Genomic DNA, 19,787 nt, shown 5'->3' with positions numbered 1-19,787 from the left:
ATGCACTCTTGATTACCGCCTACTCAGCAGCGGTTTCTTCTTCCCTGGCCACGACCGCCCCGACACGCCCCTCTTCCACGACCCGATTGATTACGGCAACGAGGCTGCGGTTCAGAGCTTCCGACCAGTCGCTGAGCCATGAGCACCAAATGAGAAAGGACTCTGGGCAGCAGGCCGGTTCGGTCAACTGGTCGAGGCATCCATGTCCCTGTCCTCTGTACCTGCGGCACTTGATCCTGAGGCTGGTGGCGCTTATCCAGTGCAGTGGTTGTCTCAATCACCTCATACTTGTTTTCCACACCCATGTAGAAACTCCTTAGGACGGATACTTGAAGGCGGGTTCAATTTGATCAGCCTGTATTTCCTGTCCCCGACGAATTTTTCCCCTGCAACAGATACTTTTGCCGCACCCGGGCATCTTCAGCGAACTCCACATTGGTCGGTCAACAACCAACATCTTCAAAACCGCGCTGATACTCCCAGCTATAAAAGGAATAAGGGTCACCCCTGCACCTTCCACCAGTTGCGCCGGCTCTTCGGACACGGCTCCACAGACCAAAACCGTTACGTTCTGCTCTTTGAGCAGTTCAATAAACAGGGTCATACGCGTAGGGTCAAAGCGATGATATTGCGTATCAACAACGTGCGATGCTTCGGTTTGTGCAATCAGCAATGTGTGCGCGGCGTCAAACACCGGTGATACCCGGTCTTCCCATACCGTTATAGCGACATTGCGTTGCAGAGTTTGCCTTTCCATACCACTATAAAGCAACCAGCGTGCCAGGACTCATCGTCACTCTGCAAATATCTGCTGCTGCACATTTCAAAGTTGTCGACAAAACGATTTTTCACCACATTCACAGCAACTTAAAATGAATACTCTTTTTCTCTACAGTTCATCTGTACATGGTACGACACTTCCTTATCCATATCTTGAGCAAAAATACGGATAAGCCCGCACCTGCACAGACGCAACCATGCGACCCTATGCGACTCTATAGCGGCGCATAGTCGCAACGCTCTTTTGCCGACAATAAACCATGCCTCACACCCTCTCTCAGGGGATGCATGGTTTATTTTCTGCTGTTAACGGAAAAAAATGCTTATAGAAGAAGAATGACCCTGGGAATGATTATTATTTCCATAAACGCCGTAATACAGGCTCCTCTCAGTCACCACTTAAGGTACCTCATGATCTATGACATAAAACAATCCATGCTCGAAAAAGAGAAAAAAAAGGCCGTAACAGAGTTACGGGATTATTTTATCAGAAAATACAGGCAGGAAAACGCCTGGTCGGTAATACACACAGTAGAACACCACTTACGACAGAAAAAAATCACCTCAGGAGAGGCCAGAAAACTGACGGCTTTTCTTGCGAAAAAATTTGATGTCGATCAACCTGCTGTGGAACATGCCCGTATGTTCAGCCCCTCCTCGGTTCCTGCGGAGAGACGTACTAACACTTCACCCTGTAACATGGTCCACCGCCAGGAAGATATGTTTCACCATCTGTTCCTGCGTCTGCAGGCAGCTGTACAGGCGAACATCCTTGATTACAACCAGGCCCGTTCCCTCATATGTGAAACCCTCGTTCATTACCCCACGGCAAGCTCAGCACTTCAGCGTTGAAGCTTCGCTGCCTTTTGGCCTTCGCACTCCCAAGGAGTGCAACGCCCGGAGGACAGTGTGCTCGCTATCCTCTGCCAGCGTGACGTCCGTCTACCTCCGGTAATGCAACCCCTAATTTTTTGATCTTGCGGAACAAGGTGCTTTTGTGCATTCCGAGGTCCCTCGCTGTTGCCGTTCGATTGTAGTTGTTGCGCTTCAGGGCCGCTTTAATCTGTTCGACCTCGGTGGTGGCAACGGCTGATTGAATGGTGGCCATCTCAGGCGCCGCATATTTCTGGTTGGAGGGTTGGTCGAACAGGTAGGCTGGAAGATGCTCCCGCTCAATCACTCCCTGTGAACAGAGGATGAGTGCATGTTCGATAATATTTTCCAGCTCTCTTATATTCCCTGGAAAAGTATGCGCCATAAGTAATTCCAGCGCCTGATCACTGACACCGGATACCGCTTTACCGCGCAGGCGGTTCATCTTGGCAATAAAGCGGTCAACCAGAAGAGGAATGTCCTCTTTTCGTTCCCGCAGGGGCGGAAGCTGGATGCGCACGATATTGACCCGGTAAAAAAGATCCTGGCGAAACCCACCGCTCTGCACCAGTTCATTCAAATCACGGTTGGTTGCTGCAAGTATACGTACGTTGGCTGCCTGTTTCTTTACACTGCCCAGAGGCTGGAATTCTCGTTCTTCAAGTACTCGCAGAAGTTTGACCTGAAAAGCCGCACTGGTCTCCCCCAGTTCATCCAGAAGAATGGTTCCTCCGGCTGCAGCGGCAAAGATGCCCTGCTTATCCTTCACCGCGTGGGTAAATGCACCAGCTTTGTAGCCGAAAAGTTCAGACTCCAGCAGGGTATCGGGCAGGGCACCACAGTTAATCGCGAGAAACGGTTTCTCCCGCCGCAGGGAATGTTCGTGCAGCGCCCTGGCCATCATCTCCTTGCCGGTCCCGGTTTCCCCCTCAATCAGCACCGTGGAATCACTTTCCGCAATCAAGGGGAGGGTGGAGAAGATCCGCTTCATAACCGAGCTGGCGCTAACCATATCTCCCAGCTTACAGCTGCCGCTCAGTTCCTTGCGCAGCTCCTCCACCAGCGTATTGTCTCGAAAGGTTTCCACGCCGCCCAGAGTGTGCCCGTCTTCCCCCTTGAGCAGTGCCGTCGAGACGGCAATGGGGATCCGTTTTTTTTCGCTGTTGATGATATAGGTAAAGGTACTTACAAAGGCTTTGCCCTCTTTCATGGTGCGTTTGAGTGCACAGTCACCTTCACACATGTTGGACCGAAAAACCTCCCAGCAATACCTGCCGATAGCCTCTTCCCTGGGGATTCCGGTGATTTCCTCGGCGGCACGGTTAAAGGACATAATCCGCCATTCGTGATTAACGGTAAACACACCGTCAGAGATACTCTCTAAAATGGTTTCCGTGACATTTGCCGCGACTGCTTTTTCCTTTTTCATTCCCCTGCCCTTGCGTTCCATTCGGCCAAGTGACAGGTGGTGGGCCTGTCAGCACTACTGATTTTTTTCTTACCCTTTTTCAAAATGCCTAACCGCCTGAAACAAAATAATATGCAACAAAGGGCGAAATAGGTATTTCTCCTTAACATCACCACCATATGACATTTTCCCTGGCCTGTCAGGCTGGTTTTGTGTATATGACCAGCAATTACATACAGAAAAAATAATCCCCTGGCAAGCGGGCGGAGATATGGTCCTTAAAATGCCGGTGCGTAACAGCGCACTACCGGTATGGGCAACATTAACAGCTAGTTACACCAACACGTTTATAGTACACGAAACATTTTATACAATAAGAAGTATTGATTACTTTACCAAGGAGACTCCATGAAAAACATTGTAGTTATCGGCGGATCGGCAGCCGGTGCAAAAGCAGCCGCCAAAGCCAAACGGCTGGATGAGTTTGCCAATATCACCATCATCCAGAAAGATCCGGACCTTTCCATGGCCTCCTGTGGATGGCCGTATTATGTTGGTGGCTTGTTTGACGACCGGAACCAACTGCTCTGTACACCTACCGGGGTCGTTCGCGATGCAACTTTTTTTGACAAGGCGAAAGGTATAACGGCGCTCACCGAAACGGAGGTCATTTCAATTGATCGCCAGAAGAAACAGGTTACCTGCCGAAATGTCAATACCGGGGCAGAGCAGCAGTTTCCCTACGACAAGCTCATCATCGCAACCGGGGCCAACCCCAACATGCCCCCCATTCCCAACATCGAACTCGAGGGAATCACGACCCTCCTGAGCATGCAGGACTCTGACTACCTGCGCAAGGTCCGTGACGAAAAGCAGGTAAAAAAGGCGGTGATCATCGGCGGGGGATTGATCGGTGTTGAGACCTGTGAAGCGCTCCAGTTATCCGGTATTGAGGTAACGGTGGTCGAACTGCTGGATCAGGTCCTCCCCTTCCTTGACTGGCAAATGGCCAAGCTGGTGGAAAATCACATGAAAGCCAAAGGAGCCCAGGTCATCACCGGCACCGGTCTCAAGGCATTTAACGGAGAAAACGGAAAGCTTACCGGGGTAACCCTTGCTGATGGCACGGTGCTGGATTGCGAACTTGCGGTCATGTCTATCGGCGTTCGCCCCAACAGCCGGCTTGCCGCCGATTGCGGACTTGAGGTCGGAAAGCTGGGAGGCATAACCGTTGACAACTTCATGCAGACCTCGGATCCCGACATCTATGCTGCCGGAGATTGCGTGGAAATAGATAACCTCAACGTGGGCGGCAAGACCTTCTCCCCCATGGGCGACCTGGCAAACCTGGAGGGGCGGGTGGCCGGAGAAAATGCAATACTCGGCAACAGTGTCACCTTTCCCGGAACCTATCACTCGGGCATCTGCCAGATTTTTGATTTCAGTGCAGGCTCAACCGGCTTGACGGAAAAAATGGCTGAAAAATCAGGAATTACCGACTATGAAACAATCGTCAACGCCAGCCCGGACAAACCCGGATTTATGGGCGCGATGCTACTGGTCTCCAAACTGCTTGTCAGCACCTCTGACCAGCGAATTCTCGGCTACCAGTGTGTCGGTCCCGGTGATGTCTCCAAGCAGATAGCCACCGCCGCCATGGCGATCAAAGGCAAGCTGACTGTCGACAACCTGGTAAACGCCGACCTCCCTTATGCACCGCCCTTTTCCCTGGCCATCGACCACTTCATTGCCTCTGCCCACATCATGCAGAATAAACTCAAGGGCAGAATGAATGGTATCTCCGCTGCAGCCGTATGGGAGAAGGTCCAAAACAATGAACAACCGTTTTATATGGACGGTCGCAGTCCGGAAGAATACGAAGAGATGCACCTGGGCATCGATGAGCAGCTGATCCCTATAGGAGCGCTCCGCGACCGTCTCGACCAACTCCCGGAAGACAAAAACAAGGAAATCATCTGTTTCTGTAAAATATCCCTCAGGGGCTACGAGGCGGCGGTCGTTCTTCAGGCGCACGGCTACACCAATGTCAAGGTTATGGAAGGCGGCATCATGGCCTGGCCATATCCCCGAAAGAAATAACCAATCCGGCGATCTTTTGCCTACCCTGCTTTTCCAACGCTGCGGTCCGGAAAAGCAGGGTGTTCTTCCTCTCTCCTCATGCCGCTGATCCGCACGAAAACCGATTGATTCCACCGGGCGCATGCCTAGGTTGTCTCTGCAGGCGGCCTGCTTTCCACCGCTGCAAGCTGGTGAACATCCCTGCCGCCTCTGCAAGGAAACCACCTTGCCCACTGCATGAGTATTCCACTCTTAAAGGAGCATCTCTCCAATGCCGGTACCATTTACCCCTCCCCGCCTCCTGAGGAACCCCCATGTACAGACAGTACTGGCCAGCCTGGCACCACGAAAGCTGGTTGCAGGGCGACGTGCTGCCAGGCTTCGCAGGGACAGTCAGCAGCATATTCTCGATTGCGGAGACGGTGTACGTCTGCTGGGTGCGATGAGCTCAAACCAGGCCAATACCAAGGGACAGGTCACACTTATCCATGGTTGGGAAGGCAGTATTGATTCTGCCTACCTCCTCTCTGCCGCCAGCGCTCTCTACGATGCCGGATTCAACGTATTCCGCCTGAATCTTCGCGATCACGGCCACAGCCATCATCTTAACCGGCAACTGTTTAATTCCACCCGATTGGAGGAGGTCGTGCAGGCCATTGCCGCTGTTCACGACCGGTTTCCGCATCCCTGTCATTTCCTTGCCGGTTTCTCGCTTGGGGGCAACTTTGCCTTGCGCGTTGCACTTCGTGCACCGGAGGCTTCCCTTCAACTGACAGCTACAGCCGCCATCAGCCCCCTCATCGATCCGGTTGCAGCAACCGAGGCACTGGAGGAGCAGCACCCCCTGTACCATCGCTATTTTGTCGATAAATGGAAACGTTCACTGCAAAAGAAATTTCGTCTGTTTCCTGATCTCGACAGCGAACAGACCCTGCTTGGCCTCCGCACTCTCACGCAAATGCACGATTATTTTGTCCCCCGTCATACCGACCACCCGACCACCCGCGCCTATCTCTCCGCCTATGCCATCAGCAGCACCATGCTCAGTACACTTACCACCCCCACCCACATCATTCATGCCAGCGATGATCCCATAACACCGTTCATCCATCCAAATATTCCCTCCCTTTCTCCTGTATTGCAGGTTGACCAGGTACAGTATGGCGGGCATTGTGGTTTTCTTGAAGATTACAGGCTCAACAGCTGGGCAGATCGACGCCTGATCGAAATTTTCACCCAGTACCCTGTGAACTGACTGTTCACCTCCCGCATCACCTCTCGCTCGCCTGCACAGGCTTCATTGCTGGAACATAAGGCAGCGGTGCACTCAAACATCCGATCAATACCAGACGAAGCGATGAATTTGTGGCCCTGTTCCATGATATGGAATTGCGGGATGACTTACCTGTCATTCCCGCCAGCGATCTGCTGATAGCGGCTGATCACGAAATGTACGCTTATCAAGAGGAAATATAAAGCCAACGCGCCGGGAAAAGGTGATCCTCCGCTCCATACCGCCGACGCACCAACCAGAAGAGCACCCTGGAGTGTGCCAGGGAGCATTCTCACACAACTTAGCAGGTAAGATGAAAACACCCGACCACCCTGTCGGCGTGTGCTCCCAGACTGTTATACCGGATAACCGCCTCAGCTGTCGGCGCTGCAACCACGTTCACCCCTCTTTTTCAAGGGTTGCAAGGGTATGGGAGTTGAGCTTCATCATTCCCGAATTTCCAGTACCTACGACCAACACCGTAACCGGAGTGTCAAGCACCTCCCGCAGGTCTGCAAGCACAAGGTGATGCCCTGATTGCCGCCACCAGGGATGCAGCACACTACCATCGGAAAGGATAATAAGGTCCTTACGATAGGTTACCCCCTTATAGATCAATTGCCCGAACGAATAGTCAGTTATCCTCGCCTTTTCCATCCTGCTCACCCACCATTTCTGCCCACCTTTCACCCCTGCCTAAACGCACCCTTTGCCAATTGCGTTATTAAACATTACTCATTTTTTACAGAGCTGCCAGCGCACTCCGTCACCAACCAAAACAACCTGCAGGAGGACATGAAGAACAATCCCTGTTTTTATATAAATCGACGTGTTAACAGAGACACGAAATCCCTCTTTACGGATATGCACATATGAGGTTAAACATAAAGCTGCAGCCTGGTAGAGGCCTCCCACAGCCCATAGTTGTATTTTTCTCGTATGTGACACTCGTGAGGAATACACCTCGGCTGGAGGACAACAGTCGAGCGGATGTTCAGGAGTGGGTTGGGGCGACACCATGCATTGGCAGACTGGAGCCAATGCCTGCTCCACTCAACCGACGAGCAGGGACATCCCCAGTATCTTTCACAGGAATCAGTCATAGAATCCATAACCTCTTCAACCAACAGGGACATGACTACCGCACTGTTCGACTCCTGGACCGAAAGATACGATGCCTGGTTCACCACCCCGACCGGACGACTGGTGAAGCAATACGAGACTGACCTCCTGCTGGACCTCCTGACACCGGCTCCCGAGGAACATATTCTGGACGCCGGCTGCGGCACCGGAATATTTACCCGGGAGGTGCTGATTGCAGGTGCTTCAGTGACTGGTCTTGACCTTTCCCTGCCCATGGTGCACAAAGCCGTAACCCTTCTAGACACGGGACACTTCGCTGGACTCCAGGGTGATATATGCGCCCTCCCTTTTGCCGACAACAGCTTTGACAAGGTCTTCTCCATGACGGCCATTGAGTTTATCGCCGATGCCTCCCAGGCAATAGCAGAACTTAACCGGGTTGCTCGCACAGGTGGTCTGGTGGTGGTAACCACCCTCAACAGCCTCAGTCCCTGGGCAGAGCGGAGACTGCAAAATGCTGACAACGGCCATACGCTCTTTCAGCATATCCACTTTCGCTCACCGGAAGAAATGCGGGCACTTGCTCCATCAGCCGCTGTGACCAGGACCGCTATCCACTTTTTGAAACACGATCCGGTCGACCAGATCCCCTCCATCGAGCGCAAGGGGCAACACCTGCACCCGGACACAGGCGCCTTTCTTGCCATCCAGTGGCAGAAAACCTAATTTATTCCACGCCATCCGCCTGCCCCCTTTCCACTACAGACCAGAAACCCGTTGAACCAAACTGTCGACGGAGGTATCATTAACTAGTTGAACTTGCAACAGAAGTGTTGCAAAAAAGTACCCAGCTGAAAAAAACGTGGCCTTAGAGCGTACAGCTCATACCATAAAGCGCCCCTGCGAAAGGACCAAGAACAACGGGGAAATGGATCCACGTACTGACCGCCGGCACGCGAGGCATACCCATGCATGTCATCCTGATTATTGATGATGATCCTGCGCTATGCAGCAGTCTCTCCACAACCCTTGAGCAGGAGGGGTATTCCGTGGCCTCTGCCCTCAATGGTACAGAGGGCATGGACCAGGCCGAGACCCTTCATCCTGACCTGATCATTCTGGCCATGCACCTGCCGGACAGATCAGGATTTGACGTGTTGGATTTTCTCCACTCCCTTTGTCCCCCGGTTCCCGTTATCTGCACCGCCTCTGCGGGCAACACCGAAGCCGCTATCGATGCCATTCAAAAAGGAGCGTATGATTTTATTTATAAACCTTTTAATCCGCCTGAAATGGTGCAACTGGTCAGAAGTGGCCTCCTCACTGGTACCCGCCGCTCAGAACCGGTAATGGTCAACCCTGAAAGCGACGATTTTTCCGGCCATGATGCCATCGTAGGTAATTGCCGGCAAATGCTTGAGGTGTACAAAGCCATCGGCAAAGTGAGTTCAACGGATGCGACCGTTCTCATCCGTGGAGAATCGGGAACCGGCAAGGAGCTGGCCTCCCGCGCCATCTACAACCACTCCGACCGCGCCGGTAAACCATTTGTGGTCATCAACTGTGTTGCCATTCCGGAATCTCTGTTGGAAAGTGAGCTGTTCGGCTACGAAAAAGGCAGCTTCACCGGGGCTGATCACCGTAAAATCGGCAAGATAGAACAAGCACGCGGCGGTACTGTTTTTCTTGACGAAATCGGCGACATGCCGCTCTCAACCCAGGCCAAGCTGCTGCGCCTGCTTCAGGAAAACTCCATCGAACGCATTGGCGGCAAAGAACCGATCGATGTGGATGTTCGCATTCTCGCTGCCACCAACAAAAACCTGGAAAACGCGGTAGCTGAGGGAACCTTTCGTGAGGACCTCTACTACCGGCTGCGCGTAGTGACCATCACCATGCCGCCGCTCAGAGAGCGGAGAGAAGATATGGATACGCTGATCAACTACCTGCTCACGCGGCTCAGCAGACAGATGTCTATCCCCAGTCCAGGGATCACACGGGCTGCAGTGCATAAAATCATGGCCTATGACTGGCCGGGAAATATTCGTGAACTCTCCAACACCTTAAAAAAAACCCTTATCTTCAATCGAGGCGCACCCATCCAGCAGGAAGACATCACCTTCTCCAATGTCATTCGCTGCCCAAAAGAGGACCATAATGCACCTGCTGAACATGTACAGAATTGGATTCACTCGGTACTGGCTTCCGGCAGACAGCACAAGTCCTTTGAATTCTGTGTGGATTATGTAGCTGCGTTACTGGTTAAGGAGGCGCTTGATCTGACCAAAGGAAATCGGTCTCAGGCCGCGAGGCTGCTGGGCATTTCTCGGCCTACCCTGCATGCGAAAATGGATAAGTACAATATCGATCGCCCGTGAAACCTTCGGGTCATGCCGACACAATGAACAACACGGCCCAGACCACACCACGCCTGATACTCCTTTCCCTTTTCCTGCCGCGATAAAGAGAACCGGATTCGGGAGGTGACTGCTGCTTCGAAAGGGCAAGTTCGGCGAAGGACAGGAGTAAGGCTAAATTAATGGTTTTATCAAGTTAATGAACTTGCCAATGGATATGGCAAAATTATATAAAGGATTATGATGTTTTTAAGATCGTGCGAAATGGAAAACATGTAAATTATGAAGTTGCTTAGAACAGTAACTGGATAAAAAGTGCAAGAATGAAATTTAGTTTCAATTTGGAAGATGCAAGTCAGGTATTTGTAGGAGCATTTGCGCTCACAGTACCAATTTCTTTTTCTGAAGAAGCATGGCGATTAGGGGAAACATTGCCCTTTCCTAATTTGATTATGCTATTTACTCTCTCTGTTTTATTTCTCGCTCTGTTTACCTATCAAAGTGTATTTCAGAAAAATGTTAAGTCCCGTTTAGTTGTATTCATTTTTCGTATAGTGGTAGCTTACTTAATGACAGCGTTAGTTGTTGGATTGGTTTTACTGTGCTTAGATAAACTACCCATGCTGGACGATCCTACAACGTCCTTAAAACGCATTATAGTTATCACTATGCCGGCATCTATGGGTGCAATAGCTGTGGACAGTTTTGACAAAGAGTGAGTCAAATCCATTTAACAAACGAATACGAGCTGATTGCCGAAGCTACCGGCGAGAAAGAATACCTCTCGTTAGCATTACCATTAAAGAAGGTCTGAATATTCTGTCAATGCTTCAATTTAACACTATTCCTGATCATTAACGGGCGAGAGCCTGTTCCCGCCCGTTGCTGAATGCTTATCCATAAAGCGTTTCGATCCACCGAATTGCTTCAATATCATTGACCTTCCCGAGATACCGCTGAGTCGTTGAAAGATCGACATGCCGCAGGATGACCTTGCTGACGATTTCTATTGGGGTACCAGACCTTGAGGCATAGGTAGCTGCATGGCGGCGGAGGTCGTGTGGCCGAAGCTCTATGTTGACCAAATTTCCTGCCTTCTTCACCATTGACCAGGCTGCAACGTATGATATCGGAAATATACGTTCATCCGTGTCGAAATTATTTGCTTTTACATACTGGCTTAACCTTACCAGGATTTTTCGTGGAACATAAACCGTCTCTTCTGCTCTTCCACTATTGGGGTTCTGGATGCTCAGGGAGTTATCCATATCCTCCGGTGGGATGGCTTTGGGCAAGATCTCCGGCATTCTTAACCTGATCTTCTTGAGCAGAATCTCTGCTGGCAATATATCGTTATTTACCAGGTAATTAACAAAGGCATATACAGTGTGAAGGTGATTGCGTACTGAGTTGATTTTTAAACCACGCTCTTGTTCGTGCTCCACGTATTGCGCTATATCTTTTCGCTGGATTTGGCGAATATCCTGACGCCCTAATCCGTTGAAAAACAACAGGAAAGCATGAACCGTCCTTCCTGTCTGACTGATTGAAGAGATTGAGTGGTTGCTACGATATTTGCCGTAAAGGTAGGAAATTACATACTCGAAGCCTGGCAGATTACTTGCCTCCAGCTTGTCCACCGCTTTATTGAGGGCCTGTCGTCGTTTACTGGGACGGTACACATACAGGGCACCGGCAGAAGGTGCGAACAATGTCCGTAAGGATTCTGCTTCAAGGGCTGCATTGTCCTGAAGCGGAATGAGCAAAGAGTGGTTGGTTGAATGGACTGATTGGAGCCAATCAGTAGGGTAATGTTTTGCTGGGAAATTGAGTGAATTGGTCGTCACGTCCTCCTTCTTCCTTGGAAAAAACAGGATGTTGATGACCTTATTTTACCATATTCTCGGTCTCGTTTTTATTACGTATATACAGTGATTAATCAATACTGGTTTATAAGGGTGTCCTTTAATGGAAATCCGCAAAATAGAATCCATTGTCACCTGGCTGCCCATTCGTTCCGGGAGGTAACGGAAGTTTATCTTTTTGGTTGCTGTACTGGATACCGGACCATCCAACGCGATGGCGGCCACTTCCCGAAGCCACTATCCCTGAATACCTACATGTAAAAGTGTACCATTCAGACCCCAACGGATCTCGATAGTAATCAAGCACCCCCGATTCTTCATACTCCTCGACAATATTCTGCTGGTTTATGTGGAGCAGTGAGAGATCGTCCGGATAGCGCTGGTGGGCCTGAAAATAGCTGTTTATCGCCGTAACCACGGTTTGAAAAAGATGGAGCCTGAACTCATTTTCCTTCTCGATCTTTGTCGAAGCAGCATTGTACCAGAGCAGCGGCAATGCCAGGACAACCAGGAAAATTATCAGGCAGCCTGGTCTTCTCTTTTTTGCCTGTGGTCTCTGTGCATCGGGAACCGGATCAGTCATCTTTTCGTTTTCCCCAAACTTCCATGTAGATCAAGGTTCCGGCCATCCACAATGGCCCGCAAGTATCGATGAGCAAAAAAATAATCCCCGACCAGAAAAACAACGGATTCCGCCACGTACCCAGCAGACCAATTACCACCAGTAGTGAGCCTGCCATCGGTACTCCCGACGCCCCTTGAAACGTATCTGCATATTTTCCGGAGATGCGATGGAGCAGGTAGCTGATATGGGAGTAGTACAGGTTGAGGCAGCAGATCACCGCTCCAATAACGAATATGGCAATGAGCAGATAATTCAATGTACTGTTATTTTGTTAGCGCCATAGTAGTGGCATTTTTCAAGGCGGGGCATTACGTTCAGAATTTTGACAACCATGCGGAGTCGTTGAACCATGCGGCTTCTATCCTATCGTACGTCCCGTTCTTCTTGATATCACCAATATAGTTATCGAGCCAGGATCCGAATTCTTGATCAGTTTTTCGATAGCCAATCCCGAGTGTCTGCTCGGTTAGCAGACTCGGCTGGACCGTGAACACGTCAGGGCCGTATTTCAAGATCACTATCCGGTTGAATATCAGATCTGCAACCGTCGCGGTGGCCCTGCCGTCTCGGACTGCCTCCACGGCTTTATTGTAATTCGGGAAACGGGATATCCGTGCATGGGGCATCTTGTTTCGTACCGCTTTTTCTAGAAATTCGCTCTGCTTTATCGCAATAGTGAATTGATCATTATTAAGCTCCCTATACGTTTCCAGGGATAGTGAATCTCGCGTTCGTACCAGGACCGATAGACCACCGCTGAAGTAGGGCACGAAACTCATTGACCGCTGTCGATCTTCCGTAATCTCCATCGCAGTGACGATGAGATCAATCTCGTTGGCGAGAAGTCCGGGAATCAGCCTATCCCATTTCATCTGCTTCAACTCCAACTTCATTCCGAGCCGATTCGCGATGTCGGTGGCCAGATCAACATCAAAACCGATCAGTGCTCCCGACTTGGCAAGAAGTCCAAACGGCATCATTCCCGGAGTCATGCCAACGCGCAGTGTTCCTTGTTTCGCAATAGCAGGCAACTGCTGAGTAGACGCCCCGTTGTCAGCGCCGGGTTTTTTCCATTTACGGAAGGAAGAACTGCTGCTCGTCCCGGGGGAAACACATAAAACCGACAGTATAACAAGAAATGAAATGATCGAAACGAAACCGTATCTGATATGACTCATGGATCAATCTCTCTGCTCCTCTGTTGCTCTTTGTCTTTTAATTCGCTTTCTTCCATCGCCTTCCTGACGGCAGGCTCGATAAAGGAACCGACCGGGGCACCGATGGCCGGGAAACGTTATTTTGTGAAGGCAAGACTCTTTCCGACACCAGCTGCCCCATGTTGAGCACCTGCGCGGCCCGTTGGCCATTTGCAAAGGTATAGATGCCTTCCCCATGCGCCCTGTTATTCTGCCAGCCTCCTGTAAACTGGGACCCGTTCAGCCAGACATAGGTGCCCTGCCCGTGCTTCTGGTTGTTTACCCAGTCCCCGGTATAGGTCTCACCGCTTTCATAGGTAAACGTTCCGCGTCCATGCCGCTTCTGCCCCCTAAACTGTCCGGAATACTGCGCCCCGCTGTCCCAGACATAGGTGCCGCTTCCGTTTACACAATTGCCGGATACGCAGCCGGCTCCGGAACACTCAGTCGTTACAAGCACCAGGAACAGCAGGGCCAGCAACAGGTGTTTCATTTTATCGTCCTCCGTACACTCATTGGCCTTTGCTTGCATTAAACTGGTCGATAACCTCCCGAAGCGGACGTCCATCTGTTAGCTTGAATTCAGGCTTGATATCGAGAACACCTTGCCAGCAGCGGACGGCGTCTTCCGTCTTCCCCAGGTCGTAGTGCAGGACCACTCCTTTATTGAACAGGGACCAATAATGATCGGGGTCGACGGCAAGTGCGCGGTCAAAAGCCTCGATCGCTTTCTGCGGGGCTCCCGACTGGCGGTACATGATTCCGAGGTCCGACAACACGTCACTGTTTTCCGGGTACAGCTTGAGGGATGTGCGATACGCTTCTATCGCTTTGTGGTGTTCACCATTGTCGAAGTAAAGACTACCGAGCTTTTGCCAGAGTTCATGGTCGTAGGGATCTACTTTCGCTTGTGCTTCAAGATTTGCCAGACCTTCGGAAGTTGCGGCAGTAACTGAAGACTCCGTAGGTTTTTTCCAGCGCTGCCCAGAGGCCGAATGGAGGGGGGACTGGGATCCGCACAAAATTGCGATAGCGACTGTACAGATGGTCAAAACGATAAAAATCCTCGTATATCGCATGATAGTAGTCCTATCTGAAGGGAAACGCATTATCCGTAATATGTTAAATTAGTTTGCCTTTCTTCCAGCGTCGGCCGCAAGGTGTATTGTTTTGCGGAAGAACGGGTGTACTATACGCACGTGTCTTGTAGTTGTTGCGACTGGAACTATTATCGAAATCTTCGATAATAATATCTGTTGAAGATACATCTTTTACATCTTTCATCACCACGTCGGATTGCACATCGTTTTTGTCGGTATAGACACCTTCGCCTCCGAGCTTTCTTTTTACCCAAATTCCGGTGAGATTACTTAAAAAGTTTAGTATCTATTTGCAGCTATATCCGTTGCCACGCAGCACATATTTTAATCCAGGAGCAATACCGCCACCTTTTGCGCTATAGCTTCCGCCACATATGTCACAATGTCCGTCTTCATTTCTATCAATTGCCATGTGTGGATAGCGTGATTTTGTGCCGTCGGGATTAGAACAAATCTTTGTATGGCCTTTGCAACACGGACCTCCGATACACCCACCTGTTTGCTTTTTAGGGGGCTGAGTCTTTTTAGGAGGTGTCGTTTTCTTTACCGGCTGTTTGGGCGGCGGGGCCTGAGCCTTTGTCTTCTTTTTTCTTTTTTCGTAATATTCCGGAGGTATATCATCTGAGCCGCCCGAGTTCATCTCGTTCATCATGTTGGCCCAGTGGCGCATCCACCACGCATTGTTCTGGTTATTGAACTGATTGTTTTTCTGATTTTGACGGTCGCGCTCTATGCCGGCAACGACCTGGACCGCCTCATTGTACCAGCCGCAGCTCTGGGCGCCGGACATCAGCCCCCTTACCGTGCTTAGGTCATTACGCTGCAGTGCGGAATTGATGTAGCCGCGAATCTGTTCGCAGCTCTGGCACGATGATCCGTTTGAATTGGTGAGGGTGAGCATCCCTTCGGGGCAGTAGCAGGAATAGCGGTCGCCGTTGATCACCGCAGAGCTGCCTGGAACTTGATCGTTGCAGCGCTGGTCGAATTCCGCCTGCTGGTTTGCGTACAAATTCTGCCCGGCAACCGACTGCGCCCACCCGCAGGCGGAGGCGAGGTTCACGAGCGTGTCCGCATAGTCGGAATCGCCCTGCTGCAGTGCTGCACTGTAGTCACCGTAAAGCATGGAGCAGGGAACGCATTTGATCTGGTTCTGTTGGTCACTGAGCATGACCGTGTCCTCAGGGCATGACTGCGGCGTATTCAGTACGTTCCACGCCTGGCTGCTCCAACCGCAGGAAGAACCCAGATCGGCAAGGGTTTCCGCATAGGCGCGGTCGCCGCCGGACAGTGCTGCGCTGAAGTCTCCGTACAGTTCGTCACAAGGGACACAGTGGTTCTGCCCGCTGTTGTCGCTAAGCTTCACAGCGTTCGCTGGACAGTTTTGTGCGTTTCGCAGCTGTTTGTTACCTTCGACGACCCATCCGCAGGTGGCGGAGAGGTTAAGAAGCGTCCGTGCATATCCCTGGTCGCCACTCGCGAGCGCTGCATTAAAATCCCCGTACAGATCATCGCAGTATACACACTCCACATTGTCGGCCTGGTCGCTGAGCTTGACGGTGTGTGCCGGGCACTCTTTGGTCCGCTCCATCTGCCGGTTTGCCTCGACGACCCAGCCGCAGCTGGGGGCCACGTCGATCAGCATTTGCGCGTATTCCCGGTCGTTGCCTTCCAGGGCAGCGGTAAAATCTCCCTGCAGTTCTTCGCAGGAGACGCAGTGGATCGTATTGGACTCATCACTGAGGCGGACCGTACTGTCCGGGCAGTTGCCGTAATTGTCCAGTTTTCTCTGCCCCTCGGCAATCCAGCCGCACCCGACCGACATCTCGAGCAGCGCCTGGGCGTACTCTTTTTCGTTGGCACCGAGCGCGACATCGAAGTCACCATGGAGCACGTCGCAGGAGACGCATTGCACCTGTCCGGTTTCATCTTTGAGATCCACCGAGCTGCCGGTGGGGCATCTACACTTATAGGTGTCGCCGGAGAAAACCGGGCTGCTCCCCGGTTTTTGCTTGCTGCAATCATCTCCGGCAGTTTTCTGGAGCAGCCGCTCCCGAGCGCCACTGGTCCACGCACAGGTGCTGGCCAGTGAGATGAGCGATTCGGCGTAGGTTCGGTACCCTTCGTTCAGCGACGCATTGAAGTCGTTCTCTACCTCTTCACAGGAGACACACTGAATGTTGTTGTCCTGGTCGTTGAGACGGACCGTGTTTTTCGGGCACGAGTCCGCTCTCTCCCGCTCCGCGAGCAACTGGTTTCGCCACTCCTCCATCGAGTCGATATCCGGGAGGGTCGCCTGCAGATCTCTTAGATGTTTCAATTTCTCGGGGTCCACCTCCGGGAGTCCATCAGCCGCACCATTAAGGTCCGCCAGCCGTTCACGATCCCGCCTCAGCTCGGCCAGCAGCGCATCGATGGATTTCTGAACCTCAGGATCGCTCAAGTCTCCCTCGGTGAGGAGTTGGTTGAGCTTGTCGGCGTTTCGGCGACTGGCTTTGTCGACCTTGGTCGCCTCGCTGTTGAGGTACTTGGTAATCATATCCTTCTGGCTGGCCCATGCCTGGCGCTCATCCCAGGTTGCCGTTTCTGGAAGCGATTCCGCAAAGGGATTCAATGGGTTGAGGGCGTTGAGGACGGCGTTGCCGGTATCAGAGGCCATTTCCCCGGCCATCGACATGCCGTCTTTCCAGTTATCCGGCTTACCTTCTCTCGCCTCCGCTTTTTTACGCTCCCTCATCCGCTGGATATATCCGTCCATCGTGTCGGTTATCAGCGCGCTTGCTGCTCCGGAGACGGTATTTGTGTCCGGGGCGCGGGACTCGGCACTTTTGAGATGGTGCAGTTGGTCTTCTTCCTCAGGGGTCAGATTTTTCTTCTCTTCCAGTTTTCTGATCTGCTCCTGGCGCTCCAATCTTTCCAGTTGTTTCTGCACCAGGTAGTCTTTGGTTGCCTCCCGTGCCCCTTGGTATTCCCTGATTCCCGGGGTGAGATCTCCAGCCACCGTGGCCGCGTCACCGCTGTTCAGATCCCGATTCTGGTCGATTGCCTCTCCGGCGACGTTAGTTGCGCTCTGGTAGATCTGCCCGGCCGCTTCCACGGCATCCAGTACATCCACGTCGGGGCCGACATCGGCGGCGCCCTTTGAATTCGGGGCGTCGACGTCCAGACCTGATGATTTTACTGGTTTCTTAGTTCCGCTGGTAAGGTCAACGTCGGAAGTACCTTTTGGGGTTTTGCCGCCATCGATGGCAGGGGTGTCCCCATTTGTAATGCTCTGCTGCTTGGTAGAAAACGATTGATCTACACCATCCCCTGTTTCCAGTTGTCCAGCTTTGGTTTTACCGGGATCACCCGTTGCTGTTCGCTGCTCTCCGGTTGCAAGGGGGGCACCCGGATCATCGACCATTGCGTTTCGGGATGTCTCTGCATTCCCCACCTTGGTATCCAACAGGCTTTTTTCTTTCTCGATACGCTGCCTTTCCAATTCGGCCTGCTTGATCTCTTTCGTTTTTGTGACAACTTCCGATAACTTTTTATTGCCATCGACTTCCGTCACCTGGCCGTGGGTCTGATTCGGGTTGCCAAGGTCTCCGAGTTCAGGATCCTTCACCCATTTGGTGTCTGTTTTGGGGTCTTTCTGTATCCCTCCGGTTTTTGAGCCAAAGCCCTTTTCCTGTATAATTTTTTCTGTTTCAGGGTCTATCTCGTTACGAATATCCTGGATAGCGATTTTATCGCTCTTCCCATCCTTGGGAGCGGAGCCCGGCTTATTGACTTTTATCTCGCCGTACCCTCCCTGGTTCACTCCCTTTGTGTCGGTGGAGATATCACCGGGTACATCGGGGTCGCCGCCGGTGCCGAAGCTTGAATCTCCCGGCTGATCACCCGTAAACTGCTGTTTTGAGGGAGGCGGATTGCCCGGCGTATCTGGCCCACCTGTATTCCCTGCATCGTTGTACGCCGCATCGCGTTCCGCCTTGAGCCGCTTATTTTCGGCAGCTGCAGCGCGGTTTGAATCTGCGACTTTCCGCCGCTTTTCGTCTATGCGGTCGGCGATATCAGCATGCCCCTGATCCCGCATTTGTTGGGCGAGATCGTCCCGCGCCGTACCCGCCGCATCTCCGAGCTGCTGGCTCACACGCTTCGCCTTTTCCATCTCGTCGCGGGCTTTCTGCTTCCATGCTTCGATCTTTTTGATGCGCACGTCCGGTGGGTCGCCCAGATCGACGATGCCGGCCTGAACCGGGTCCCCGTACTTCTGCATGATCTCGGCCTGCTGGTAGAATTCCGGGTTGTCCATTGCGATGTTCGCACCCTTGCTGCCGCCTGCCTTCGAAACGCTCTTCGAGAAGGTCTTCAGCTCTTCGTCGTGCGCTCCGGCAACGCTCGTTATGGGGCGGTCGGCATGGTGGAACTTCTTCTCGTTGTCCAGATAGTAGCCTCTCTTATCACGGGAGCTGTCGAGATTGCCGGTTCCCTTGAGTCCTCCTGAGGTTGTCCAGGCATCGGGGTCGGGCACTTTCGCCTTATGGACTTTCTCGTTACCCGGGGTCCAGAGTGTGGTGTCGGTGTTGGGATTGACAACCTTGATGACTTTGTTGAAATCTTTCGGGCGGGTTGTTGTGGGAGTAGTCGGGTTGTCGACCGTATAATATTGCTGCTTTTTCCCTTTCTGGTTCGACCATTTGTCTGCAAGCTTCTCCGCTGCCTCCAAGTCGGTGGCTTTCAGGTCAACATCTGCGTTGACGCTTGCCGGCATGGACCCGGTGTTTTGTATGCGACCCTTGAGATCACGATCATTCAAAATTGCTTCGACGTTTTGCCCCCGGGTTTCCAGGTTCGTGTATTTTTCTCGTATCTTGGTTCTTTCAGCCGAGTATTCTTCACGAAGTTTCTGATATTCCGGACTGTTCTTGTCGACTTTGGCTCCTAAACGATCGTACAACTCCCTCAGCCGAATATATTCCTGATCCTGGCTTATTCTCAGTTGTTTAAGCGAGGGACTTTCTTCCGAGTAAACCGGGCAGAAAGCGCCCGAATAAAGCGTCAGGATAGTGATCCAAATTAGAAATGTTTTCAATGTTCTGGTGCTAGTAATTTATTCCAAGTAACTGTTTAATAAGGCTTGCTACCTTGTTTAACTATTGCCAA

17 protein-coding genes are annotated in these 19,787 nt (G+C 51.8%); 6 read left to right on the top strand and 11 right to left on the bottom strand.

Going from position 1 to position 19,787, the window contains the following annotated elements; translation table 11 throughout:
* Positions 1-19: 19 nt before the first annotated feature.
* Positions 20-277, bottom strand: coding sequence for a hypothetical protein (locus ACZ52Z_RS01005; RefSeq protein WP_464268899.1), 258 nt, complete (start codon positions 275-277; stop codon positions 20-22).
* Positions 278-316: 39 nt separating this feature from the next.
* Complete coding sequence (locus tag ACZ52Z_RS01000; RefSeq protein WP_464268898.1) at positions 317-757, bottom strand: NifB/NifX family molybdenum-iron cluster-binding protein; 441 nt, start codon at positions 755-757, stop codon at positions 317-319.
* 434 nt (positions 758-1,191) lie between these two features.
* On the opposite strand from ACZ52Z_RS01000, the gene ACZ52Z_RS00995 reads away from it, so the two are divergent.
* Complete coding sequence (locus ACZ52Z_RS00995) at positions 1,192-1,632, top strand: hypothetical protein (RefSeq protein ID WP_464268897.1); 441 nt, start codon at positions 1,192-1,194, stop codon at positions 1,630-1,632.
* Between the two features lie 64 nt (positions 1,633-1,696).
* Here ACZ52Z_RS00995 and ACZ52Z_RS00990 read toward each other — a convergent pair whose 3' ends face one another.
* Entirely contained in the window at positions 1,697-3,082 is a 1,386-nt protein-coding gene (locus ACZ52Z_RS00990; protein ID WP_464268896.1) for a sigma-54 interaction domain-containing protein, read from the bottom strand.
* A 387-nt stretch (positions 3,083-3,469) separates the two neighbouring features.
* On the opposite strand from ACZ52Z_RS00990, the gene ACZ52Z_RS00985 reads away from it, so the two are divergent.
* Complete coding sequence (locus ACZ52Z_RS00985) at positions 3,470-5,161, top strand: FAD-dependent oxidoreductase (RefSeq protein WP_464268895.1); 1,692 nt, start codon at positions 3,470-3,472, stop codon at positions 5,159-5,161.
* 250 nt (positions 5,162-5,411) lie between these two features.
* The gene (locus tag ACZ52Z_RS00980) at positions 5,412-6,395 is read left to right on the top strand and encodes a YheT family hydrolase (protein WP_464268894.1); all 984 of its coding nucleotides are present in this window, start codon (positions 5,412-5,414) and stop codon (positions 6,393-6,395) included.
* Positions 6,396-6,812: 417 nt separating this feature from the next.
* Here the strand turns inward: ACZ52Z_RS00980 and ACZ52Z_RS00975 are convergent, their stop codons facing one another.
* A complete protein-coding gene (locus ACZ52Z_RS00975) occupies positions 6,813-7,070 on the bottom strand; it encodes an MTH938/NDUFAF3 family protein (RefSeq protein WP_464268893.1) in 258 nt (85 codons plus the stop codon).
* 348 nt (positions 7,071-7,418) lie between these two features.
* On the opposite strand from ACZ52Z_RS00975, the gene ACZ52Z_RS00970 reads away from it, so the two are divergent.
* The 3 genes from ACZ52Z_RS00970 to ACZ52Z_RS00960 all read left to right on the top strand — a co-directional run bounded on the left by ACZ52Z_RS00970 (position 7,419) and on the right by ACZ52Z_RS00960 (position 10,572).
* Positions 7,419-8,222 carry a class I SAM-dependent methyltransferase gene (locus ACZ52Z_RS00970; protein WP_464268892.1) on the top strand — a complete coding sequence of 268 codons (804 nt, stop codon included), beginning with the start codon at positions 7,419-7,421 and terminating at the stop codon, positions 8,220-8,222.
* Between the two features lie 242 nt (positions 8,223-8,464).
* Positions 8,465-9,874, top strand: coding sequence for a sigma-54-dependent transcriptional regulator (locus tag ACZ52Z_RS00965; RefSeq protein WP_464268891.1), 1,410 nt, complete (start codon positions 8,465-8,467; stop codon positions 9,872-9,874).
* A 302-nt stretch (positions 9,875-10,176) separates the two neighbouring features.
* Positions 10,177-10,572 carry a DUF2391 family protein gene (locus ACZ52Z_RS00960; RefSeq protein ID WP_464268890.1) on the top strand — a complete coding sequence of 132 codons (396 nt, stop codon included), beginning with the start codon at positions 10,177-10,179 and terminating at the stop codon, positions 10,570-10,572.
* Between the two features lie 174 nt (positions 10,573-10,746).
* On the opposite strand, the gene ACZ52Z_RS00955 is transcribed toward ACZ52Z_RS00960, so the two are convergent.
* The 7 genes from ACZ52Z_RS00955 to ACZ52Z_RS00925 form a co-directional block, all read right to left on the bottom strand.
* Positions 10,747-11,700, bottom strand: coding sequence for a tyrosine-type recombinase/integrase (locus ACZ52Z_RS00955; RefSeq protein WP_464268889.1), 954 nt, complete (start codon positions 11,698-11,700; stop codon positions 10,747-10,749).
* Between the two features lie 118 nt (positions 11,701-11,818).
* Positions 11,819-12,301 carry a hypothetical protein gene (locus tag ACZ52Z_RS00950; RefSeq protein WP_464268888.1) on the bottom strand — a complete coding sequence of 161 codons (483 nt, stop codon included), beginning with the start codon at positions 12,299-12,301 and terminating at the stop codon, positions 11,819-11,821.
* Positions 12,294-12,599: a hypothetical protein gene (locus ACZ52Z_RS00945; RefSeq protein ID WP_464268887.1), complete on the bottom strand. Its 306-nt coding sequence runs from the start codon at positions 12,597-12,599 to the stop codon at positions 12,294-12,296. The genes ACZ52Z_RS00950 and ACZ52Z_RS00945 overlap by 8 nt, the downstream gene beginning before the upstream one ends.
* Before the next feature lie 58 nt (positions 12,600-12,657).
* Complete coding sequence (locus ACZ52Z_RS00940) at positions 12,658-13,335, bottom strand: transporter substrate-binding domain-containing protein (RefSeq protein WP_464268886.1); 678 nt, start codon at positions 13,333-13,335, stop codon at positions 12,658-12,660.
* A gap of 223 nt (positions 13,336-13,558) precedes the next feature.
* On the bottom strand, positions 13,559-14,032 hold the full coding sequence (locus ACZ52Z_RS00935; RefSeq protein WP_464268885.1) for an MORN repeat-containing protein: 474 nt from the start codon (positions 14,030-14,032) through the stop codon (positions 13,559-13,561).
* 19 nt (positions 14,033-14,051) lie between these two features.
* Positions 14,052-14,618 carry a tetratricopeptide repeat protein gene (locus ACZ52Z_RS00930; protein ID WP_464268884.1) on the bottom strand — a complete coding sequence of 189 codons (567 nt, stop codon included), beginning with the start codon at positions 14,616-14,618 and terminating at the stop codon, positions 14,052-14,054.
* A 307-nt stretch (positions 14,619-14,925) separates the two neighbouring features.
* Positions 14,926-19,716 carry a hypothetical protein gene (locus ACZ52Z_RS00925; protein WP_464268883.1) on the bottom strand — a complete coding sequence of 1,597 codons (4,791 nt, stop codon included), beginning with the start codon at positions 19,714-19,716 and terminating at the stop codon, positions 14,926-14,928.
* Positions 19,717-19,787 lie beyond the last annotated feature (71 nt).

The organism is Desulfogranum aggregans (genome assembly GCF_055398265.1).
This window is presented reverse-complemented; position numbering and strand designations above follow the sequence as displayed.